We start from the raw sequence: 19894 nt of genomic DNA on the forward strand, positions 1-19894 counted from the left end.
TAACACGGGTATATTGCCCATGTCACCCGCACGTTCCCCCAATCGCCACCCAGCCCGTCGATGGAGCACGCCTACGCCCACCTGTTGCACCTGCTCGCCGACCATGCCGAGTGGCTGCTCATTTTCGTGTTCGCGGCGGCCTTCCTCGAATCGATGGCGATCATCGGCACGTTCATTCCGGGCAGCACGGCCATGTTCATTGCGGGCGCATTCGTCGGCACGGGCACGGTCAATCTCGGCTGGCTGTTCGTCGCGGCCATCGCGGGCGCCGTGGCGGGCGACGCGCTGAGCTACTGGATCGGCCATCGCTATCGCGACTCGCTCACCGAGATCTGGCCGTTCTCGCGCTACCCCGAGATTCTCGCCAGGGCGCGGGCCTATTTCGCGAGCCAGGGCGCACGCAGCGTGATCCTCGCGCGCTTCGTCGCGCCGCTGCGCGCAGTCGTGCCGGTGGTCGCGGGCATGGCCGGCATGACGCCGATGCGCTTTCTCACGATGAATGTGCTGTCCGCGCTCATCTGGGCGCCCGCGCACATCCTGCCGGGCGTGGTGTTCGGCGCCTCGCTGCAGATCGCGGGCGTGGTGTCGTTCCGGCTCGTCGTGATCGCGCTGATACTCGCGCTCGCGGGCTGGCTCATCTGGCGCATCACGCGCATCCTGCTCCAGCATATCGACGCATGGGCAAACGCCTCGCGCCTCGCCGCCGCACGCTGGGTACAGCGGCACCACGGCGCGGCGGCACGGCGGCTCGAACGCCTGCTCGACCCGCAGCAGCCCGCGCTGGGCGCCGTCGTCATGATCACGGGCCTCGTGCCGGTCTTCGCGGCCATCTTTTCGTATGTGCTGAGCAATGTGCTGCGCGGCGATCCGCTCATGCAGATCGACCAGTCCGTACGCCAGTTCCTGGGCTCGATCCACAGTGTCTGGGCCGACGCCGCGCTCGCGCGCATCGAAACGCTCGGCAGCAATATCACGCTCGCGGCGCTCATCGTGACCGTCACCGTCTGGATGGCGCTCGAGCGGCGCTTGCGCTCGGTCGCGTACTGGGTCACGGCGGCGGCGGTGTCGCAGTTGGTGATTCTCGCGATCCGCCTTGCGGTCCATCACTCGCTGCCGAACAGCGAGAGCGTCACGGCCTTCGTGTTCCCGAGCGACCGCGTGACGTCGATGGTGATCGTCTACGGCTTCTTGATGTTCCTGCTGGTGCGGCGCGCAAACCGGCTGCAGGCCGCGATGGTGGCGTCGTTCGGCAACGTGATCATCGTGGCCGTGACGTTCGCGGGGCTGTATTTCGAGCGTTTCCTGTTCTCCGACGCGATCGGCGGCGCGGCGCTCGCGTCGATCTGGGTCACGGCTGTCGTGCTGATGTCGCTGTGGCGCTATCCGCACCGGCCGCCGCAGCGCCTGTTCATGCCTGCCGTGGTGCTCGCCGTGCTGGCTGCGGCGTTCGGCTTGCAGCGGGGCACGGAACTGCGCAAGGTTCCGCCCATTGAAACGCCGCCGCTCGTCATCACGCAGATGGCCTGGACCGATTCGCTGTGGAAGACCTTCGCGTGCTACCGGCTCGACATGAAAGGCGAGCGCCGCGAACCGATGACGCTCCAGTGGGCCGCCGACGCCGACGGCCTGCGCGCTTCGCTGCGCGACGCGGGCTGGAGCGAGGGCGCGCATTTCTCGATGCTCAACCTGCTCTCGCTCGTGGCGCCGCAGGTGGACGTGCTGTCGCTGCCACTGCTGCCGAAGCTGCACAACGGCCTGCCGTCACCGCTCGTGTTCGAGCGCGCCCCGGTTCCCGCCGATCCCGCGCACCTGGGCAGCCGGCGCGACGTACTGCGCTTCTGGCCGACGGGTTACGCACTGATGCCCAACGGCGGCGGCAGCCATGGCAGCAGCGGCGCGGTGCCGATCTGGACCGGCTCGCTGATCCACGAGCGGCTGCGGCGCGGATCGTGGCCGTTCAACGTGCTCACGGCCTCGCCCGAGGAGGACGGCAGCGCGCTCGACCTCGCGGCGGCGGGCGAGCCCATGGCATGGCGTGTGCTCACGGTGCCGGGCGGGGCTCGCTGCGAAGGCCGGCCAGTGACGCTGATCGCTTCGCAACAGCACGAGCGGCACTAGCCACTAGCCACTAGCCACTAGCCGCTAGCCGCTAGCCGCTAGCCACTAGCCGCTAGCCGCTAGCCGCACCAGCCGCACGAAGGGCCGCGCGCGGCCCGCCGGATGCGGCCAAAACCGCAGCGCTCCCGTCAATCCACGCGTTCCGCCCAGCTCCCGTTCGCACGGAAGCGGTCGATGCGCTTGCGCGCGTCGGCGTAGGCTGCATCGAGTGCCGAATCGGCTCCAGTGAAGTTGCGCATCATGTCGTGAAAGCGAATGCTTTGCCCTTCCAGATGCGCGTCGGCGCCGTGGCGGCAAATGTAGCCGCTGTAGTGAAACAGCGGTTCCGGCGAGCGCGGCCCGAAAGCCGGAATCGGCAGCACCCAGATTTCGAAGCCTTCGTGCTCGGTGTGATCCCACATGATGTGTCTCCGTTGCCAGGATGACGACTATCGTCGCATGCAGCGCGCCCCGCCTGCAAACGTCCTTTTCTCCAGTTGACTACACTATGCGCTCACGGGGTTTTTCCTTTTCGACCTACGCCAGGGAATCCATCTGATCATGACGCCTTCCAGCGCCCCGCCCCAACCCCAGTCCGTTTCCACTTCCGTCACGCGCAGCGCGTTCTTCATCGTCGCGACCATCAATAACGACGACGCCAGCCGCGCAACCGTGCGCGCCTGGTGCGCGGATGTCGCGAATCTCACGCGCGCGGTCGGCAAGCGCGTGCCTTCGGGCAATCTCACCTGCGTCGTGGGCTTCGCGTCCGAGGCATGGAATCGACTCTTCGGCGCGCCGCGTCCTGCCGAACTGCATCCGTTTCGCGAATTCGGCACGGGCGAGCGCATCGCCGTGGCGACGCCGGGCGATCTGCTCGTGCATATCCGCGCCGATCAGACCGACCTGTGTTTCGAACTGGCGACGCAGTTGATGATCCGCCTCGAAGGCGCGGTGACGACCGTGGACGAAGTCCACGGCTTTCGCAACTTCGACATGCGCGCGATCATCGGTTTTGTCGACGGCACGGAAAATCCGGTCGGCGACGAGGCCGCGCATTTCACGGTGATCGGCGACGCCGATCCCGCCTTCGCGGGCGGCAGCTACGTGCTGGTGCAGAAGTACCTGCACGACATGAAAGGCTGGAACGCGCTGCCGGTGGAGGCGCAGGAGCACATCATCGGCCGCACGAAGCTCCAGGACATCGAACTCGACGACGCCGTGAAGCCGAGCTGGTCGCACAGTTCGCTCACGACGCTCGAAGACGCAGACGGCGACGAGATCAAGATCCTGCGCGACAACATGCCGTTCGGCCAGCCCGGCAAGGGCGAATTCGGCACCTACTTCATCGGCTACGCGCGCTCGCCGCAGCCCATCGAACGGATGCTCGAAAACATGTTCGTCGGTTTGCCGCCCGGCAACTACGACCGCCTGCTGGACTTCAGCCGCGCCGTGACTGGCGGGCTCTTCTTCGTACCGTCCGAGCCGCTGCTCGAAGCGCTCGCCGAACGCGAGGCGCCCGCCGCGCAGCCCATCGACGATGCGTTGGCGGCGCAGACGGCCAGCGCGCCCGCCGTTGCCCCCCCAATTGCATCCGCCGTTGCATCGTCCAGCGACGGCTCGCTTGCCATCGGATCCCTCAAAGGAGCACCACGGTATGAATAATCTCCATCGAGAACTGGCGCCCATTTCCACGGCAGCCTGGTCGCAGATCGAAGAAGAAGTTGCGCGCACATTCAAGCGCCTCGTCGCGGGCCGCCGGGTTGTCGACGTCACGGGTCCGGGCGGCGCCGATCTCGCGGGGGTCGGCACGGGCCGCCTGATCGGCATCGAAGCGCCGCTCGAAGGCATGCGTGCGCACCAGCGCGAGGTACGGCCTTTGGTCGAGCTGCGCGTGCCGTTCGTGCTGTCGCGCGAGGCGATCGACGACGTCGAGCGCGGCGCCGAAGACTCCGACTGGCAGCCCGCCAAGGACGCGGCCATGCGGCTCGCCTTCGCGGAAGACCGCGCGATCTTCGACGGTTACCGCGCGGCGCAGATCACGGGCCTCCGCGAAGGCTCGTCGAACCCGGTGCTGGCGCTGCCCACCAACGCCACCGACTACCCCACGCTTATCGCGAATGCGCTCGAAGAACTGCGCCTGCAAGGCGTGGACGGCCCGTACACGGTGCTGCTCGGCCCGGAGGCCTATACGGCGGTAAGCGAAGCGAGCGACCGCGGCTATCCGGTCCTCGAACACCTGCGCCATCTCGTGAGCGGTGAAATCATCCTCGTGCCCGCCATCGCCGGAGCCAGCATCCTCAGCACGCGCGGCGGCGACTTCGCATTTCATCTGGGCCAGGATGTGTCGATCGGCTATCTGAGCCACGACGACCAGAGCGTGCGCCTCTATCTGCAAGAGAGCTTCACGTTCTTGCTGCTGACCGCCGAGGCTTCCGTATCAGCCAAGCCGGAATAAGTGCGCGGGTGCGGGCGGGGCGCGGGCGTCTCACCCGCGCCGCCGGAAAGTCGCTCATGGCGTGCGTGGCCGGTATGATATCGGGCTCGTTTCGCGCGAACGCGCGGCAGCAAGGTGCGCGGCATCGCGCGGCTGCCGCGCGGCTGCCAAATTAACCCCGAATCCAATCAAGACGACCCAGAGGAAGACCGCCATGACGACCACCACGCAATTCGACCAGGTTTCCGTTCTCAAGCGCGCCAACGTCTATTTCGACGGCAAGTGCGTCTCGCACACGGTGCTGTTCGCCGACGGCAGCCGCAAGACGCTCGGCGTGATCCTGCCCGGCACGCTCAATTTCGGCACCGATGCGCCCGAACTGATGGAAGTGCAGGCGGGCCAATGCCGCATCCGCCTCGACGGCAGCAGCGAATGGAAGACCTATGGCGCGGGCGATTCGTTCGAGGTGCCGGGCAAGAGCCGCTTCGATATCGACGTGATCGAAACGCTCGACTACGTCTGCAGCTATCTGTGAGCGTCCGGGCGGCGAGCGCCGCCCGCCGCACGCGCGTGCTTTGCAGTCTGCACGCGCAGGTTGATCATGCAAACTGCGCATGCAAACCGCGCGTGCAACCTGCGCGCGCAACCTTCTTAAGCGCCCAGATCCGCGAGCGGATGAACTTCGCTGCGCCAGGGCGACGCGAGAAAATGCTGCACGCTTTCGGGCCGCACTTCGGGCAGCGTGGCCGGTGCCCAGCGCGGCGTGCGGTCCTTGTCCACAAGATGCGCGCGCACGCCCTCGCAGAAATCCCCCTCTTCGATCGCGCGCGACACAATCCCGAGTTCCATGCGGAAGCTCTCCGCGAGCGTCAACTGGCGGCCGCGCAACAGCGCTTCGCGCGTGACTTCGAGCATCGTCGGCGAATAGTGCGTGAGTGCGTCGAGCGTCGTGCGGCGCCATGCCTGCGCGTCGGCCGGTGCGGCTTCGTCGGCGAGATCCGTCTGCAACGCGTGGACGATCTGCTCGACCGTCCGGCGCCGCGTGAAGTACTGCTCGATCAGCGGCGCGTGCGCGGCGAGCGCGGCGGGCTGTGCATCGTGGCACGGCGCGTCGAACACGCGGCGCAGCATCGCGTTCACGCCGCCTTCCATCGACGCCTGCGCGAGCCGCGCTTCGAATCCGTCGATCCATTCGCCCGGCACGCAGATATCGGCAAGACTGCAGTGGAGCGCGTCCGCACCGGACAGCGTCACGCCGGTCAGGCCCACGTAGAGTTCCATCTCCTCCGGCATCGACGCCAGGAAATGCGTCGCACCGACATCGGGCAGCAGGCCGATGCGCGTCTCCGGCATCGCGATCTTCGTGCGCGAGGTCGCGACCCGCAGCGTCGCGGCCTGGCCGAGCCCCATGCCGCCGCCCATCGTCACGCCGTCGAGCAGCGCGACGACAGGCTTGGAAAACGTGTGCAGCGCGTAATCGAGCCGGTATTCGTCGACGAAGAACTGCCGCCAGCCCGTCTCGCCGAGCACCTCGCCTTGCCGCGCCAGCTGGTACAGCGCACGCACGTCGCCGCCCGCGCAAAAGCCTTTCGAACCGGCGCCGTTGAGGACCATCGCGACGATTTCGTCGTCGGCGCGCACGCGCTCGATCACGGCCGCGAGATCCCGCACCATCGCGTGCGAAAGCGCATTGAGCGCGGCGGGACGATTGAGCGTCACGATCGCGACGCGGTTGACGACGCGATACAGCACTTCAGCTTCCTGAGCGGTCTGCATGGAAGCGGGTGTTGCACTCATTAGTTAATTCTCCGTTTCTATATGCCAGCGCGGTTTGCGCTTTTCGAGGAATGCATTGACGCCTTCGCGCTGATCGGGGGAATCGAACAGATCCACAAAGCGTTCGCGCTCCAGCGCCAACGCCGCGCCGCGCGGCACGCCGTGGCGCGCCTGATGAATCAGCGTCTTGCTGAATGTGACGGCCTGCGGACTCTGCAAGGCCACGCGCGCGGCCATCGCCACCGCGGCTTCGCGCGCGCCGCCGGTCGCGACGACCTCTTCGACGAGGCCGATGCGCAGCGCCGTCGCCGCATCCACGCGCTCGCCGGTGAGAATGATGCGCTTGGCCCAGCCCTCGCCCACGAGCCAGGGCAGCGTTTGCGTGCCGCAGCCGCACGGCAGCAGGCCCACGCTGGCCTCGGGCAGCGCCATCTGCGCGTGAGATTCGGCGATGCGGATATCGCAGGCCAGCGCGCATTCGAGGCCGCCTCCCATCGCATAGCCGTTGATGGCGGCAATCACGACGGGCCGCGCGTTCTGGAGCGTTTCGAACGCCGTGCCGAACGCGCGGGCCGCTTCGCGCGCCACGTCGCGCTTGCCGTCGGCGAACTGATTGAGGTCGGCGCCCGCGCTGAAGAACTTCGGCCCGCTGCCCGTGATGACCACGGCGCGCACCTTGTGCTGCACGTTGAACGCCTCGACGACTTGTTGCAGCTGCAACAGACCGTCGACGGTGAACGCGTTCGCAGGCGGACGCGTGAGCGTAATGACGGCGACTGCACCATCATGCGCGTATTCGAATTCGATCATGCGTGATACTCCGGTCGGAATTAGCGCAGTTCGGGGAAGTCTTCTTCCCAGTACTCGTCGGGCAAGCGCGCAGTGTCGGCGGGGCGGTCCATTTCGCGGCGACGCAGCTCCACGCGACGGATCTTGCCAGAGATCGTCTTGGGCAGCTCGCTGAACTGCAGGCGGCGAATCCGCTTGTACGGCGCAAGCTTTTCGCGCGAGAAGCGAAACACTTCGCGCGCGAGATCGGGCCCGGCCTCATAGCCGTTGCGCACGATCACGAAGGCCTTCGGCACCGAAAGACGCAGCGCATCGGGACTCGGCACGACGGCTGCCTCGGCAATCGCCTCGTGCTCGATCAGCACGCTCTCCAGTTCGAACGGGCTCAGCCGGTAGTCGGATGACTTGAACACATCGTCGGCGCGGCCGACGTACACGTAGTAACCGTCTTCGCGGCGCATGGCGACATCGGATGTGTGGTAGTAGCCGTTGCGCATCGCGTATTCGGTTGCGTTCGCATTGTTCGCATAGCCCGTCATGAGCCCGAGCGGCCGTTGCGCGAGCGGCAGCGCGATCTCGCCTTCGGTCGCGAGCTGGTCGTCGGGATCGACGAGTTCGACGCGATAGCCCGGCAGCGGGCGGCCCATCGACCCGGGCACGACGGGCTGGCCCGGCGAATTGCCGATCTGGCAGGTGGTTTCGGTCTGGCCGTAGCCGTCGCGGATCGTGATATTCCAGGCGTGGCGCACGCGCTCGATAATCTCGGGATTGAGCGGCTCGCCCGCGCCGATGATCTCGCGCAGCTTCACCGGATACGTCGCGAGCGGCTCCTGCACGAGCATGCGCCACACCGTGGGCGGCGCGCACAGCGTGGTCACGCCGCATTGCACGAGCGCGTTCAGCGTGTCTTTCGGCACGAAGCGCGCGTAGTTGTAGACGAACACGCAGGCCTGCGCGTTCCAGGGCGCGAAAAAGCAACTCCACGCGTGCTTGGCCCAGCCCGGCGAGCTGATGTTCCAGTGCACGTCGCCGGGCATGAGGCCGATCCAGTACATCGTCGACAGATGGCCGACCGGGTAGCTCTGGTGCGTGTGCTCGACGAGTTTCGGTTTCGATGTCGTGCCCGAGGTGAAGTAGAGCAGCATCGGATCGCTCGCGCGCGTCGGGCCATCGGGTACGAACGTGGCGTTCGCTTCGCTGGCGCACGAGAGATCGATCCAGCCGTCGCGCTGCGCGCCGACCGAGATACGCTTCACGTTGGCTGCGAGCGCATCGAATTTACCGAGTTCCGCCGCATCGACGATGACGTAACGCGCGCCGCCCGTTTCTACGCGCTCGCGCACGTCGTCGGGCGAAAGCTGCGTGGTGGCGGGCAAGACCACGGCGCCGAGCTTCATCGCCGCGAGCATGACGTCCCAGAGTTCGACGCGGTTCGGCAGCATGAGCAGCAGGCGGTCGCCGCGCACGACGCCGTGTTCGCGCAGGAAGTTCGCCGCGCGCGAAGAGCGCTCGGACATCTGCGCGAACGAAAGACGCGTGCCGCCGCCGGCTGGATCGTCGACGATCCACAGGGCCGGGTTATCGTTGCCGCGCGCCATGACGTCGAAGTAATCGAGCGCCCAGTTGAACGTATCGAGCTTCGGCCATGCGAATTCGCTGTATGCGCGCGCGTAGTCGGTGCGGTGGCGCAGCAGCAGGTCGCGTGCGTCGAGAAAGGCTTGCGCGGAAGGGGTAAAACCGGTCATCGTCGTCTCCTGTCGACCAGAGTTGGCGCTTTAGCGCTTACTCTGATCCCATGCAAAGCTGTCGACCGGAGTTAGCGCTTCAGCACTTACTCCGGTCCCATGCAAAGCTGTCGCTTATAAATTCCTCTACCGTACTTCACCTGCTACTTCGCAATCCTTCCCACTTAAAGCTGCCGCGCAATCACCATGCGCTGCACCTCACTGGTGCCTTCATAAATCTGCGTGATGCGCGCATCGCGGTAGTGGCGCTCCACCGGGTAATCATTGAGGAACCCATAACCGCCGTGAATCTGGATCGCGTGCGAGCACACTTCCTCGGCCATTTCGGACGCGTAGAGCTTCGCCTGCGACGCCTCCGAAAGACACGGCTTGCCGAGCGTGCGCAGCCGCGCCGCGTGATGCACGAGAAGGCGAGCGGCGTTGATCTGCGTGTGCATGTCGGCGAGCATGTTCGCCACGCTCTGGTGCCGCACGAGCGGTTCGCCGAATTGCACGCGCTCGTGCGCGTAATTGCGCGCCGCGTCGAACGCCGCACGCGCGATGCCGAGCGCCTGCGCTGCAATGCCGATGCGTCCGCCTTCGAGATTCGACAGCGCGATCTTCAAGCCCTCGCCGCGCTGGCCGAGCAGATTGGCTTCAGGAATCGTGCAGTGATCGAGCGTGATCGGGCAGGTGTCGGAAGCGCGAATGCCCATCTTCTTCTCGGTCGGGCCGACGTTGAAGCCCGGCGTATCGGTCGGGACGATGAAGGCGGAAATGCCGCGCTTGCCCGCGTCGGCATCGGTGACGGCAAACACGATCGCGACCTGCGCACGCGAGCCGTTCGTGACGAACTGCTTGTTGCCGTCGAGTACCCACTGGCCGTCGATCAACTGCGCGCGCGTGCGCAGATTGTTGGCCTCGGAGCCGGCCTGCGGCTCGGTCAGGCAGAACGCGCCAATCATCTCGCCAGCGGCGAGCTTGCGCAGATAGCGGTCCTTCTGCGCTTCGGTGCCGTACTTCAGGATCGGCCCGCAGCCCACCGAGTTGTGCACGCTCACCAGCGTCGCGCATGACGCGCAACCCGCAGCGATCTCCTCCATCGCGAGCGCATAAGCCACGTAGTCGGTGTACGAGCCGCCCAGCTCCTGCGGCACGATCATGCCGAGAAAGCCCAGCTCGCCCAACTGCTTCACGATCTCGTCGGGCAGCTTGCCGTCGCGATCCCATTGCGCTGCATTCGGCGCAAGACGCTCGGTCGCGAAGTCGCGCGCGGCGTCGCGGATCATCCGTTGATCTTCGGTGTAGAACTCGTCCATCTCTGTCTCCTTCCTGTCTCTGCGCACGTCTTTGCACACGGCGCGCGTGCTGCATTGCGGCGAAACACGCGGCCCGCCGTGCGGGCTGCGCTCACTGTCGCGCCCCGCGCGCACGATTGCAACGCTTGAGAAAAGTGTAGGCATCCGCGCGACGGCGTTCCATGTCCGCCACGATCAAACTCGTTGATCGGATTTACCATATTATTTCCGGCAACCCTTCAGGAGATGCATTTCGTGCCGAACGCGAAACAGATCAAGCTGAGCGAAAAAGGCACCATCGCGATGAGTCTCGTCAACGAGACGCTCGCGCTGGCGCGCGAGCGCACGCTCGACGTCGCGCCCATCCTCGAGGCCGCGGGCATTGCGCGGGCCGCGCTCATAACGCCTCGGGCGCGCGTGAGCGCCGCGCAATACGGCGCGCTGTGGCTGGGGATCGCGCACGCGCTCGACGACGAATTCTTCGGCCAGGACTCGCATGCGATGAAGAGCGGAAGCTTCGTCGCGATGACGCACGCGGCGCTCACCGCGCGCACCGGCCGCCAGGCGCTGCAGCGCGCGGTGGGCTTCATGCGGCTCATGCTCGACGACCTGGCCGGTCACGTCGATATCGACGCGGCGCGCGTACGCATTGCGTTCGTCCATCGCGAAGGCACGGCCACGCCGACGATCTTCGCGTACGCGACGTGGTTCATCCTCGTCTACGGGCTCGTGTGCTGGCTGGTGGGGCGGCGCATTCCGCTCATCGCCGCGCGTTTTCGCTGCGCGGCGCCGGATGCGGTGGACGAATACCGGCTCATGTTCTGCGACGACATGACGTTCGGCGAGGACGCCTCGTACGTCGACCTGTCACCGGCTTTTCTCGACCTGCCCGTAATCCAGACGCCCGGTTCGGCGCGCGCGTTCCTGCGCAACGCGCCGGGCAACTTCGTCGTGAAGTACCGCAATCCGGGTTCGTTCGCGGCACGCGTGCGCCGGGCGCTGCGCGCGCTTCCGGCCACGGCGTGGCCCGACGCCGACACGATCGCCCGGCGCCTGAACGTCGCGCCCGCCACACTGCGGCGGCGGCTCAAACAGGAGGGCCACAGTTGCCAGTCGATCAAGGACGCATTGCGGCGCGACCTGGCGATCGCTGCGCTGCAGGATTCGCGCCGCTCGGTCGCGGATGTCGCCGCAGCCGTGGGTTTCGCCGAGCCGAGCGCGTTCCACCGCGCCTTTCGCAAGTGGACGGGCATGCGTCCGGCAGACTATCGGCTGGCGCGCCAGCGGACCGTCGTGCAACGCCCTGACGACGCCTGACTCGCGCTGCGGCTTCATGCTTGCAAACCGGCTCGCAAGCCACGCTGCCGCCCCCGGAACGGCGCGCTGTGCGCTCCTGCCTGGGCACGCCGCATCCGCCTTGATTTCTTTGATTTAAATCAACAACGTCTATACTTTTAGGGGTAATCCCTAATACAAAAGGCGTAACCATGACCTCGCTCTCTCGCATCACGCTCGCCGTGCTGGTGGCAGCCGGCGCGGCGGCTTCGACGGCTGCGCTGGCGCAGCCTGCCGGCTCCCAGGCTCCTCTGACACGCGCCCAGGTCCAGGCCGATCTGGTCGACTGGCTTCAGGCAGGCTATGACCCGCTCGACTGGATCCACTACCCGGCCAATGCACAACGCGCGGGCGCCATCGTGGCGCAGCGTCGCGCCGAACGCGCCGCCGGGGGCCAGGCGCAGATGCAACCGCAGCAATAACACCCGCCCCCTCGACATCACGTCTCTCATCGCTGGCGCGTGGCTCGCACCGCGCGCCAGTGCATCCTGAAAGCCCCGCACGACATCGCCCGGCAGCGCCGCAGTCGCCTCCACCCGCCGCCCGCGCTGACGCACCTGCGCCACGCACATCGACGGATTTCGGCACCGCGACTGTCAAGCTTGTTTACAATCCCGCCCGGAACCGACTGTTTCCGGTCTCCGCGACGCCCTCGCCGCACATTCGCGCGGGCGCCGATCTCCACAACAAGACCATCCGCTCGACACTCAAAGGCTCAATCCTCATGGACGCCATCAAGCGCTATTTCGGCTTCGAGGAAGCAGGCACCGACCTGCGTACCGAAATCCTCGCCGGGATCACCACCTTCCTTACGATGGCTTACATCATCTTCGTCAATCCGGCCATCCTCGGCGATGCCGGCATGCCGAAGGAATCGGTGTTCGTCGCCACCTGCCTGGTCGCGGCAATCGCGTCGATCATCATGGGCCTCTACGCGAACTACCCGATCGCGCTCGCGCCTGGCATGGGCCTGAACGCCTATTTCGCCTACACCGTCGTCAAGGGCATGGGCTTCACGTGGCAAGCGGCGCTCGGCGCCGTGTTCATTTCAGGGTGTCTGTTCTTCATCGTGACGCTGCTGCGCGTGCGCGAAGCCATCATCAACGGCATTCCGCATTCGATCCGCGTTTCGATCACTGCCGGTATCGGTCTCTTTCTCGCGCTCATCTCGCTCAAGAACGCCGGGATCGTCACGGGCAACCCGGCCACGCTCGTCACGCTCGGCAATCTGCACGATCCGCACACGATCCTCGCGATCATCGGCTTCTTCGCGATCGTCACGCTCGACGTGCTGCGCGTGCGCGGCGCAATCCTGATCGGCATCGTGGGCGTGACCATCCTCTCGTTCTTCTTCGGCGGCAACGCGTTCCACGGCGTCTTCTCCGCGCCGCCGTCGATTGCGCCGACGTTCCTGCAGCTCGACGTGCGCGCCGCGCTCTCGACGGGCGTGCTCAACGTGATCCTCGTGTTCTTCCTCGTCGAACTGTTCGACGCCACCGGCACGCTGATGGGCGTCGCCAACCGCGCGGGGCTGCTCGTGCACGGCAAGATGCACCGCCTGAACCGCGCGCTGCTCGCCGACAGCACGGCGATTCTCGCGGGCTCGATGCTCGGCACGTCGTCGACGACGGCGTACATCGAAAGCGCCTCGGGTGTGCAGGCGGGCGGCCGCACCGGCGTCACCGCGCTGACCGTGGCCGTGCTGTTCCTCGCGTGCCTGTTCGTCGCGCCGCTCGCGGGCGTCGTGCCCGGCTACGCGACCGCACCCGCGCTGCTCTACGTGTCGTGCCTGATGATGCGCGAGATCGCCGCGCTCGACTGGGAAGACGCCACCGAAGCCGTGCCCGCCGTGCTGACCGCGCTCACGATGCCGTTCACGTATTCGATCGCCGATGGCGTGGCGTTCGGCTTCATCTCGTACGGCGCGCTGAAGCTGCTGACCGGCCGCGTGCGCGGGGTCAAGCCGATCGTGTGGATCATCGCGGCGGTGTTCCTGTTCCGCTTCTTCTATCTGAAGGCCTGAAAAGCACACCGTGTCGCTGGCGCCGCGCACGTCACCCGGCGCCAGTCCGCATCGCTGCGGCGCATGATCTGAGCGCACGTCCAGACGCACGTCCAAGGGCACAACCAGGCGCACAGCAGCAAAACCGGGCGCGCGGCCCGGCATGAATGAAGATCACGAGAGGATGCGCGCCGCGACGCGCGCGCCGTGGGTCAAAGGCGGCTCAAAAAGCGGCTGAAGAAGCGGCGCAAAACACGGCTCAAGTAGCGGCGATATTGGCCTGCACGAAACGGACATAACCGCTACGCAATACGCGGCACCGTGCATCGGTTTCCGACAACAGCCGACGCGCGACGGCTTCGATGCGGTCGCGATGGTTGTCGAACGCGTGGAGCATGTCTTCGGCTCGGGGCGATGCTGCGCCGAAATGATCTTCCAGCGCCGCCGACGTGATCGTGCACTCCACTCTCTGCCCATCGATCATCGCCGGAAACGCCAACGTCAAGTCGGGCCCCGAATACTCGGGGACTACCTTCGGAAAAATGATCTGCATGGGCGAGGCCTTCGGTTGAGGTTGGGCGGGCCGCGCGGCTGTTGCCCCTCCCCTGACGCGCGCGGAATCTCATCAGCCGCCATCAGTTCGTGTCTCGAGCGACACGTTTGCGCCGGTTGATTGGATTTACTTTAGACGACTTCACACGGGCCGCAAGGCCGACGTTGTCGCAGTCGGGAAATCACGCGCCCGGCCCCGCTTCTTACACGCTTCCTGGCCGCGCGTTTGCCGCATCGCAGCGAAATACCGTCGCGCGCGACCGCACGTTACGTTTCGCGATGCCGCTGCTGATGCTGCTGATCTTCGATGTCCGTCGGGTACAGGGTCAGCATCACGACGAACGCAACGACGCTCGCCCCAATGGTTGCCGCGCCATACAAGACGACGTTGCTCAGGTCGAAGAACAGCCCGTGAAGCACCAGTGCCACGCCGAACAGCGCGGCGAACGTGGCGAGCGTCGCCCCCACAATCCTCAATTCACCATGCACCATGATGTACTCCGTCAAACGGAGCCCGCCGCGGTCCATCGGCCGCCGCCGGGGCGCGAGACCGCTACGCGCTTGTCTCCATCCTGGCACTCGCGCGATTGAACGCAAGCGGAATCTGCGGGTTCGCCGGGGGGATCGACGCTGGTCAGCAATCCTGAATCAGGATGCGGTGCAAAACCGCGCGGCGCGACGTTCCACGACGTGCTGCATCGCAACGCAGCAAGTGAGTGCAATTTGGTTTACTTGCCGCCGTGCGGGCAGGCTGCGGGCCAGCTGTGTGTCAACTGCTGGCCAGGTTAAGCTTGGCGAATCCTCTAGCGCTCGCATGCCATGGCCTCTGCCCAGGAACTCAAACGCTTCAGGCGCAATCTCGCCGACGAACTCGATAGCGCCGCCGTCTACGACACGCTGTCTGCCGTCGAGCAGGACACGGGGCGCCGCAAGATCTTCGCCGAACTCGCCGCGTCCGAGCGCGAGCATGCGCGCGTGTGGCTCGACAAGCTCGCGGTCAACGGCGTGCATCCGCGGCCGCATCGGCGCAGCGCGAAAACGCGGCTGCTCCAGGCGCTCACGCGCGTATTCGGCCCGTCGATCGTGCTGCCGACCGTCGCCGCCGCCGAATACGCCGACCGCGACCGCTACGCGCACGAACCGGGCGCCGAAAAGCTCTCCGCGCAGGAACAGCAGCACGCGGCGATCGTGCAGTCGTTCGTCGCGGCCAGGACCGCGCGCAAGCGCCCGAAAGGCGAGCAGATCGCCGCCGCCGAGTCGTGGCACAAGGGCGCGACCTCGGGCAACGATCTGCGCGCCGCCGTACTCGGCGCCAACGACGGACTCGTCTCGAACTTCTGCCTCATCATGGGCGTCGCGGGCGCGGGCAGCGCCAACCACACGATCCTGCTCACGGGGCTTGCCGGGCTTGTGGCGGGCGCGTGTTCGATGGCACTCGGCGAATGGCTGTCGGTCACCAACGCGCGTGAGCTCGCGCGCACGCAGCTCGCGCGGGAAGCCGACGAACTCGAGCACACGCCCGACGCCGAACGCCACGAACTCGCGCTGATTTACCAGGCAAAGGGCATCGACGCCGACGAATCGCGGCGCGTCGCCGCGCAGATCATGCGGAACCGCGATCAGGCGCTCGACACGCTCGCGCGCGAAGAACTGGGCATCGATCCGAAGGAACTGGGCGGCAATCCGTGGTCGGCGGCGGCGGTGTCGTTTTGTCTCTTTTCGCTCGGCGCGGCGTTCCCCACCGCCGCATTTCTATGGGCGCGCGGTACGTCGGCCATCGTGCAGTCGGTCGTACTGAGCGCAATTGGGCTCGCGGCAGTCGGCGTGTTCACGTCGCTTTTTAATGGGCGCAGCGCGACGTTTTCCGCGTTGCGGCAGATCGTGATCGGGCTCGTCGCGGCGGCGTTTACCGCGGGCGCGGGCCGGTTGTTGGGCGTGTCGATCTCGTGAGCGCGGACGATTGCAAGCGCACACCGCGCGTACGCATCGAGCCGCTCGGCGTGACGTTCGAGGCGCCGCCGGAACTCACGTTGCTGGAGGCGGCGCGCCTCGCCGGCATCCGCCTGCCGCGCATGTGCCGCAACGGCACGTGCAGGACGTGCATGTGCCGCGTCGTGAGCGGCGAAGTCCGCTTTACGATCGAATGGCCGGGGCTGAGCCGCGAGGAGAAAGCCGAAGGCTACATCCTGACCTGCGTGGCAATCGCGCAGACCGACCTCGTGCTCGACGTGCCGGACGCAACGTTATCGTGACGTTGCGTTGCAATAACGGTTCGAGCCGCCGAAAACAAAAATAAAAATCCGCGGTGCAAGCCGTGGATTATCGCTAAACGACAGCCCCGGGACGCACACGTCCCGGCAACGCTCTTCCATTTCGCAAGCGTATTACGCGCTTAAACATACGCTCCCTTCGATTCGTACGATGAATACCTGAGGCGACTGTTGTCGCCGCACGAATACTGAATTCGTTTTCCAGGTATTTACCCTGATCACGCGAACCCCTACATTGACGCCATGGCCAGCGCAATACCACTGCAATACGCCGAGGCCACTCACAAAATATATTGGAGGTAGCGTCATGAAATCGATTCTCAAGGCCGCCGTGGTTGCCGCAGTGCTCACCGTTCCGGCTCTTTCGTTCGCCCAGCAACAACAACCCGTGACCCGCGCACAGGTACGCGCCGAACTCGTGCAACTGCGCGCCGCTGGCTACAACCCGAACGACTGGATGCACTATCCAGACAATATCCAGGCCGCGGAAGCGAAGATCAACGCCCAGCGCGCTGCGACCGCTTTTGGTCCGTCGACGAACGGTACGTCGCAATCGGGCCAGTAACCGACTTGAATTGAACGGGCCTTGGCATAAGCCTGAGGCACGCAAACAATCAGGCCCGCCCTCGCGAGAGAGGCGGGCCTGATTGTTTTCAGCCTGTGCATTCGTGCAGGCAGTTTTTTACGCGGTTAGCGCCTGCCACGGCCGCCGCGTCCACCGCGTCCGCCGCCCCACCAATCGTGGTCTCCACCGCCATGCCAACCGCCGCCGCCCCAAATGCCGACGTCCACGGTCCCGTAGGCAGGCGCGTAGCCGTAGTAACCGGGATATGGCTGTCCATAGCCGTAGCCATAGTCATAACCGGGCGCGACCACACACCCGCTCAGCAGCGCAATCGCGCCTGCGATAAAGACGATCTTGATCATTGCTCACCCCCCTTTCTATGCGTAAGAAAACAGAGGCGCTATTAAGTTCTGACAGAATTGTTAGCCGCCATTACACGTGTCATGGCGGCTTTTACAGCCACTCATGATCGGCGCTTGCCGAATGCCGCGTCGATCTTTCGGTCGGTGTGGAACTGGCTGAGTGAATAGACGGCCCAGATAGCAGCCGGAATCCAGCCGATCAGCGTGATCTGGAGAATCAGGCAGATCACGCCCGCCAGCGGACGGCCAATCGTGAAAAACAGCAACCAGGGCAAGAAGATCGCGATCAGAAGACGCATGGTCGTGAGCGCCGCGCAGGGCGAAGTTCAGGTTTCAGTTGACGGGTGCAAAGCGCGGCACCAGTCCACCTTCGTGTTCGACGAGTTCGAAGAACACCGAAGCTGGCCGCGTCCAGATCGTGCCGTTCGCCGCGCGGTACACGATCATCGTGACCGACGGGTCGGATTCGAGCGTCGCCTCGCAGACGAGTTCGTAGACGCCACCCTTGTAGTGCCGGTACCGCACCATTGTGTTCCCCTCGTGGAATGCGCAAGGCGTGTTTGCGCGACTTCACTAGTTTAGCAACGGATCACGCGGCGAATCGGGACAACATCGCGTTTGGGCGCTGCGGCAACGCGACCGTGCGCGGCAGCAGGCGTACACCGCCGACGCCCACTGCCGCGCATTTCTGCGCATTTCGGCGTGCTTTCCGCATGCTTGCGATCCCGGCGCGCCGTGGTTACAGTTTGAGCCGGCTGCCCGGCACTGCTGGCGGCGTGCGCTGGCCGCGCAGCGGCCACCCGACTTCACACTGCATGACAAATCGCACGAGCTTATGGAATTCGATGTCATCGTTCTCGGCGCCGGCATTGTTGGCGTAAGTGTGGCGCTGCATCTGCAGGACCGCGGCCGCCGCGTGGCGCTCGTGGACCGGCGCGGTCCGGGCGAAGAAACGAGCTTCGGCAACGCGGGACTCATCGAGCGCTCGTCGGTGGTGCCGTACGGTTTTCCGCGCGACATCGGCACGCTGCTACGCCATGCGCGCAACCGCTCAACCGATCTCTACTGGGACTATCGCGCCCTGCCGTCGTACGCGACGTGGCTCGCGCGCTTCTGGTGGGAATCGTCGCCGCAGCGCCACGCGGCTGCTTCGCGGGACATGCTGCCGCTCATCGAGCGCAGCGTTGCCGAGCACGACGCACTGGTCGCGCGCGCCGACGCGGCGTCGCTCGTCCGCGCAAGCGGCTGGCTGCAGGCGTATCACACGGGCCGGCGCTTCGAACTCGAAGCGGCACTGGCAGAGCGCCGGGCACGCGATCATGGCCTGCAAGTGCGCGTGCTCGACGCAGCGGCCTTGCGCGCGCACGAGCCGAGTCTTGCACCGGGCCTCGCGGGCGCGCTGCACTGGCTCGATCCGAAAACGGTCGTCAATCCCGGCGAACTCGTCGCGCGTTATGCGCGCCTCTTTGCTGCCGAAGGCGGCACGCTCGCCATCGGCGACGCCACGACGTTGCGCCGCGCAGGCGACGCGTGGAGCGTGCAGACGGAGCAGGGCGAACTGGCCGCGCGCGAGGCGGTCGTGGCGCTCGGCCCATGGTCGGACACCGTGTTCGAACCGCTCGGCTATCGCATTCCGCTGCGCGCGAAGCGCGGCTATCACATGCACTACCGGCCCGAACGCGAGGCGCTCTCCGCGCCGGTCGTCGACAGCGAATTCGGCTACGCCATCGCGCCCATGCAGCAAGGCGTGCGGCTCACCACCGGGGTCGAACTCGCCCGGCGCGGCACGGCCCCGACCGGCGTCCAGCTTGCGCGCGCGGAGGCGATTGCCAGGCCGCTGTTCGGCCTTGGGGAGCGCCTCGACCCGCAACCGTGGCTCGGCATGCGGCCCTGCACGCCCGACATGCGCCCCGTGATCGGCCCTGCGCCGCGCCATCCCGGCCTCTGGTTCGCGTTCGGCCACAATCATCACGGACTCACGCTCGGTCCCGTGACGGGCCGCCTGCTCGCGGAGATGATGACGCACACGCCCACCTTCACGGATCCACGACCCTGGCGAGCGGAACGCTTCGACTGAGATTTCCCCGATGGTTGCGGTGTCACGCAACTTCCATGCAGCGGCCAATGGCATTCGATCATCTGCGCTCGCGCAACATCTCGATACATGCCATATCGCAAACTCCACCGCGATCGCCGGGGAACGCTACATCGAGATCTGGAATCCCCCGGAGGCGCGCATGCCCGGGGTGCATTCCCCCGCGCCCGGCAAAATGTGCCACGCGCACCACGGCCCGAAACGCAAGCTCGCCTCCGTGGATCATCCGGTCACGCGCAGGGTTGTCGAGCCCGCGTCGCGCGCACCGGCGCCGCGCGCCCGGGCAACGCCTCGCAGCACCGCGCCCGGGCATCACCTCACGCCATTCATCGAGCCGCAGATCGGCCCGGACGGTAACGTGGTGCAGGTCAGTTACGGCGCGAGCGCGCACCGCCAGTCGGACGTGCGCCACTAGCTGTCCCGGTATGGCCCGGCACCGTGCTGTGCAATGCAGCACGGTGCAGCAATCCGTGGCTGCGCAACGTCCGCCACCGCACGCACGGAGCAACATCGGGCAAGTCCGCCGGGGCCGCTCGTACGCCACCCCACAGACGCCGGGCGGCCCGTGGACGACATTGAATCCGGACACGCAACT

22 protein-coding genes are annotated in these 19894 nt (G+C 66.0%); 12 read left to right on the plus strand and 10 right to left on the minus strand.

The features are described 5' to 3' along the window. Positions 1–60 precede the first annotated feature (60 nt). Positions 61–2118: a VTT domain-containing protein gene (locus ACFPTO_RS08835; protein ID WP_377710893.1), complete on the plus strand. Its 2058-nt coding sequence runs from the start codon at positions 61–63 to the stop codon at positions 2116–2118. 128 nt (positions 2119–2246) lie between these two features. Here ACFPTO_RS08835 and ACFPTO_RS08840 read toward each other — a convergent pair whose 3' ends face one another. Then, complete coding sequence (locus tag ACFPTO_RS08840; protein WP_296653952.1) at positions 2247–2519, minus strand: hypothetical protein; 273 nt, start codon at positions 2517–2519, stop codon at positions 2247–2249. A 139-nt stretch (positions 2520–2658) separates the two neighbouring features. Between ACFPTO_RS08840 and ACFPTO_RS08845 the strand changes: the two genes are divergently transcribed. The 3 genes from ACFPTO_RS08845 to ppnP all read left to right on the plus strand — a co-directional run bounded on the left by ACFPTO_RS08845 (position 2659) and on the right by ppnP (position 5066). After that, on the plus strand, positions 2659–3759 hold the full coding sequence (locus ACFPTO_RS08845; protein ID WP_377710894.1) for a Dyp-type peroxidase: 1101 nt from the start codon (positions 2659–2661) through the stop codon (positions 3757–3759). After that, positions 3752–4552 carry a family 1 encapsulin nanocompartment shell protein gene (locus ACFPTO_RS08850; RefSeq protein ID WP_377710896.1) on the plus strand — a complete coding sequence of 267 codons (801 nt, stop codon included), beginning with the start codon at positions 3752–3754 and terminating at the stop codon, positions 4550–4552. The genes ACFPTO_RS08845 and ACFPTO_RS08850 overlap by 8 nt, the downstream gene beginning before the upstream one ends. 193 nt (positions 4553–4745) lie before the next feature. Continuing rightward, entirely contained in the window at positions 4746–5066 is a 321-nt protein-coding gene (ppnP, locus tag ACFPTO_RS08855) for a pyrimidine/purine nucleoside phosphorylase (RefSeq protein WP_377710898.1), read from the plus strand. A 116-nt stretch (positions 5067–5182) separates the two neighbouring features. Here the strand turns inward: ppnP and ACFPTO_RS08860 are convergent, their stop codons facing one another. The 4 genes from ACFPTO_RS08860 to ACFPTO_RS08875 form a co-directional block, all read right to left on the minus strand. Beyond that, a complete protein-coding gene (locus tag ACFPTO_RS08860; RefSeq protein ID WP_377710899.1) occupies positions 5183–6328 on the minus strand; it encodes an enoyl-CoA hydratase/isomerase family protein in 1146 nt (381 codons plus the stop codon). 3 nt (positions 6329–6331) lie between these two features. Further along, on the minus strand, positions 6332–7117 hold the full coding sequence (locus ACFPTO_RS08865; RefSeq protein ID WP_377710901.1) for an enoyl-CoA hydratase: 786 nt from the start codon (positions 7115–7117) through the stop codon (positions 6332–6334). A 20-nt stretch (positions 7118–7137) separates the two neighbouring features. Further along, the gene (locus ACFPTO_RS08870; protein WP_377710902.1) at positions 7138–8841 is read right to left on the minus strand and encodes an AMP-binding protein; all 1704 of its coding nucleotides are present in this window, start codon (positions 8839–8841) and stop codon (positions 7138–7140) included. 164 nt (positions 8842–9005) lie between these two features. Then, positions 9006–10139 carry an acyl-CoA dehydrogenase gene (locus ACFPTO_RS08875; protein ID WP_377710903.1) on the minus strand — a complete coding sequence of 378 codons (1134 nt, stop codon included), beginning with the start codon at positions 10137–10139 and terminating at the stop codon, positions 9006–9008. A gap of 282 nt (positions 10140–10421) precedes the next feature. Here ACFPTO_RS08875 and ACFPTO_RS08880 point away from each other — a divergent pair, with 282 nt between their 5' ends. From ACFPTO_RS08880 to ACFPTO_RS08890, 3 genes are all read left to right on the plus strand, one after another. After that, positions 10422–11435 carry an AraC family transcriptional regulator gene (locus ACFPTO_RS08880; protein WP_377711019.1) on the plus strand — a complete coding sequence of 338 codons (1014 nt, stop codon included), beginning with the start codon at positions 10422–10424 and terminating at the stop codon, positions 11433–11435. Between the two features lie 170 nt (positions 11436–11605). Beyond that, entirely contained in the window at positions 11606–11875 is a 270-nt protein-coding gene (locus ACFPTO_RS08885) for a DUF4148 domain-containing protein (protein WP_377710905.1), read from the plus strand. A gap of 302 nt (positions 11876–12177) precedes the next feature. After that, positions 12178–13476 carry an NCS2 family permease gene (locus tag ACFPTO_RS08890; RefSeq protein WP_377710906.1) on the plus strand — a complete coding sequence of 433 codons (1299 nt, stop codon included), beginning with the start codon at positions 12178–12180 and terminating at the stop codon, positions 13474–13476. A gap of 238 nt (positions 13477–13714) precedes the next feature. Here ACFPTO_RS08890 and ACFPTO_RS08895 read toward each other — a convergent pair whose 3' ends face one another. Both ACFPTO_RS08895 and ACFPTO_RS08900 read right to left on the minus strand, forming a co-directional pair. Then, complete coding sequence (locus ACFPTO_RS08895) at positions 13715–14008, minus strand: DUF1488 family protein (RefSeq protein WP_377710907.1); 294 nt, start codon at positions 14006–14008, stop codon at positions 13715–13717. Between the two features lie 266 nt (positions 14009–14274). Continuing rightward, on the minus strand, positions 14275–14535 hold the full coding sequence (locus ACFPTO_RS08900) for a DUF2964 family protein (RefSeq protein WP_377710909.1): 261 nt from the start codon (positions 14533–14535) through the stop codon (positions 14275–14277). A 291-nt stretch (positions 14536–14826) separates the two neighbouring features. Here ACFPTO_RS08900 and ACFPTO_RS08905 point away from each other — a divergent pair, with 291 nt between their 5' ends. From ACFPTO_RS08905 to ACFPTO_RS08915, 3 genes are all read left to right on the plus strand, one after another. Further along, the gene (locus tag ACFPTO_RS08905) at positions 14827–15957 is read left to right on the plus strand and encodes a VIT1/CCC1 transporter family protein (RefSeq protein WP_377710911.1); all 1131 of its coding nucleotides are present in this window, start codon (positions 14827–14829) and stop codon (positions 15955–15957) included. Continuing rightward, positions 15954–16259 carry a 2Fe-2S iron-sulfur cluster-binding protein gene (locus tag ACFPTO_RS08910; RefSeq protein ID WP_377710912.1) on the plus strand — a complete coding sequence of 102 codons (306 nt, stop codon included), beginning with the start codon at positions 15954–15956 and terminating at the stop codon, positions 16257–16259. Before ACFPTO_RS08905 ends, ACFPTO_RS08910 begins: the two co-directional genes overlap by 4 nt. 325 nt (positions 16260–16584) lie before the next feature. Next, entirely contained in the window at positions 16585–16842 is a 258-nt protein-coding gene (locus ACFPTO_RS08915) for a DUF4148 domain-containing protein (protein WP_377710914.1), read from the plus strand. A gap of 125 nt (positions 16843–16967) precedes the next feature. Here the strand turns inward: ACFPTO_RS08915 and ACFPTO_RS08920 are convergent, their stop codons facing one another. The 3 genes from ACFPTO_RS08920 to ACFPTO_RS08930 all read right to left on the minus strand — a co-directional run bounded on the left by ACFPTO_RS08920 (position 16968) and on the right by ACFPTO_RS08930 (position 17732). Next, positions 16968–17204 carry a hypothetical protein gene (locus ACFPTO_RS08920; protein ID WP_377710916.1) on the minus strand — a complete coding sequence of 79 codons (237 nt, stop codon included), beginning with the start codon at positions 17202–17204 and terminating at the stop codon, positions 16968–16970. 101 nt (positions 17205–17305) lie between these two features. Next, complete coding sequence (locus tag ACFPTO_RS08925; RefSeq protein WP_293041067.1) at positions 17306–17503, minus strand: YqaE/Pmp3 family membrane protein; 198 nt, start codon at positions 17501–17503, stop codon at positions 17306–17308. A 34-nt stretch (positions 17504–17537) separates the two neighbouring features. Next, a complete protein-coding gene (locus ACFPTO_RS08930) occupies positions 17538–17732 on the minus strand; it encodes a DUF1653 domain-containing protein (protein ID WP_377710918.1) in 195 nt (64 codons plus the stop codon). A gap of 307 nt (positions 17733–18039) precedes the next feature. Between ACFPTO_RS08930 and ACFPTO_RS08935 the strand changes: the two genes are divergently transcribed. Continuing rightward, on the plus strand, positions 18040–19281 hold the full coding sequence (locus ACFPTO_RS08935; RefSeq protein ID WP_377710919.1) for an NAD(P)/FAD-dependent oxidoreductase: 1242 nt from the start codon (positions 18040–18042) through the stop codon (positions 19279–19281). A 10-nt stretch (positions 19282–19291) separates the two neighbouring features. Then, positions 19292–19714 carry a hypothetical protein gene (locus tag ACFPTO_RS08940; protein ID WP_377710920.1) on the plus strand — a complete coding sequence of 141 codons (423 nt, stop codon included), beginning with the start codon at positions 19292–19294 and terminating at the stop codon, positions 19712–19714. Positions 19715–19894: the final 180 nt, after the last annotated feature.

The organism is Paraburkholderia denitrificans (assembly GCF_042655705.1).
Taxonomy (GTDB): Bacteria; Pseudomonadota; Gammaproteobacteria; order Burkholderiales; family Burkholderiaceae; genus Paraburkholderia; species Paraburkholderia denitrificans.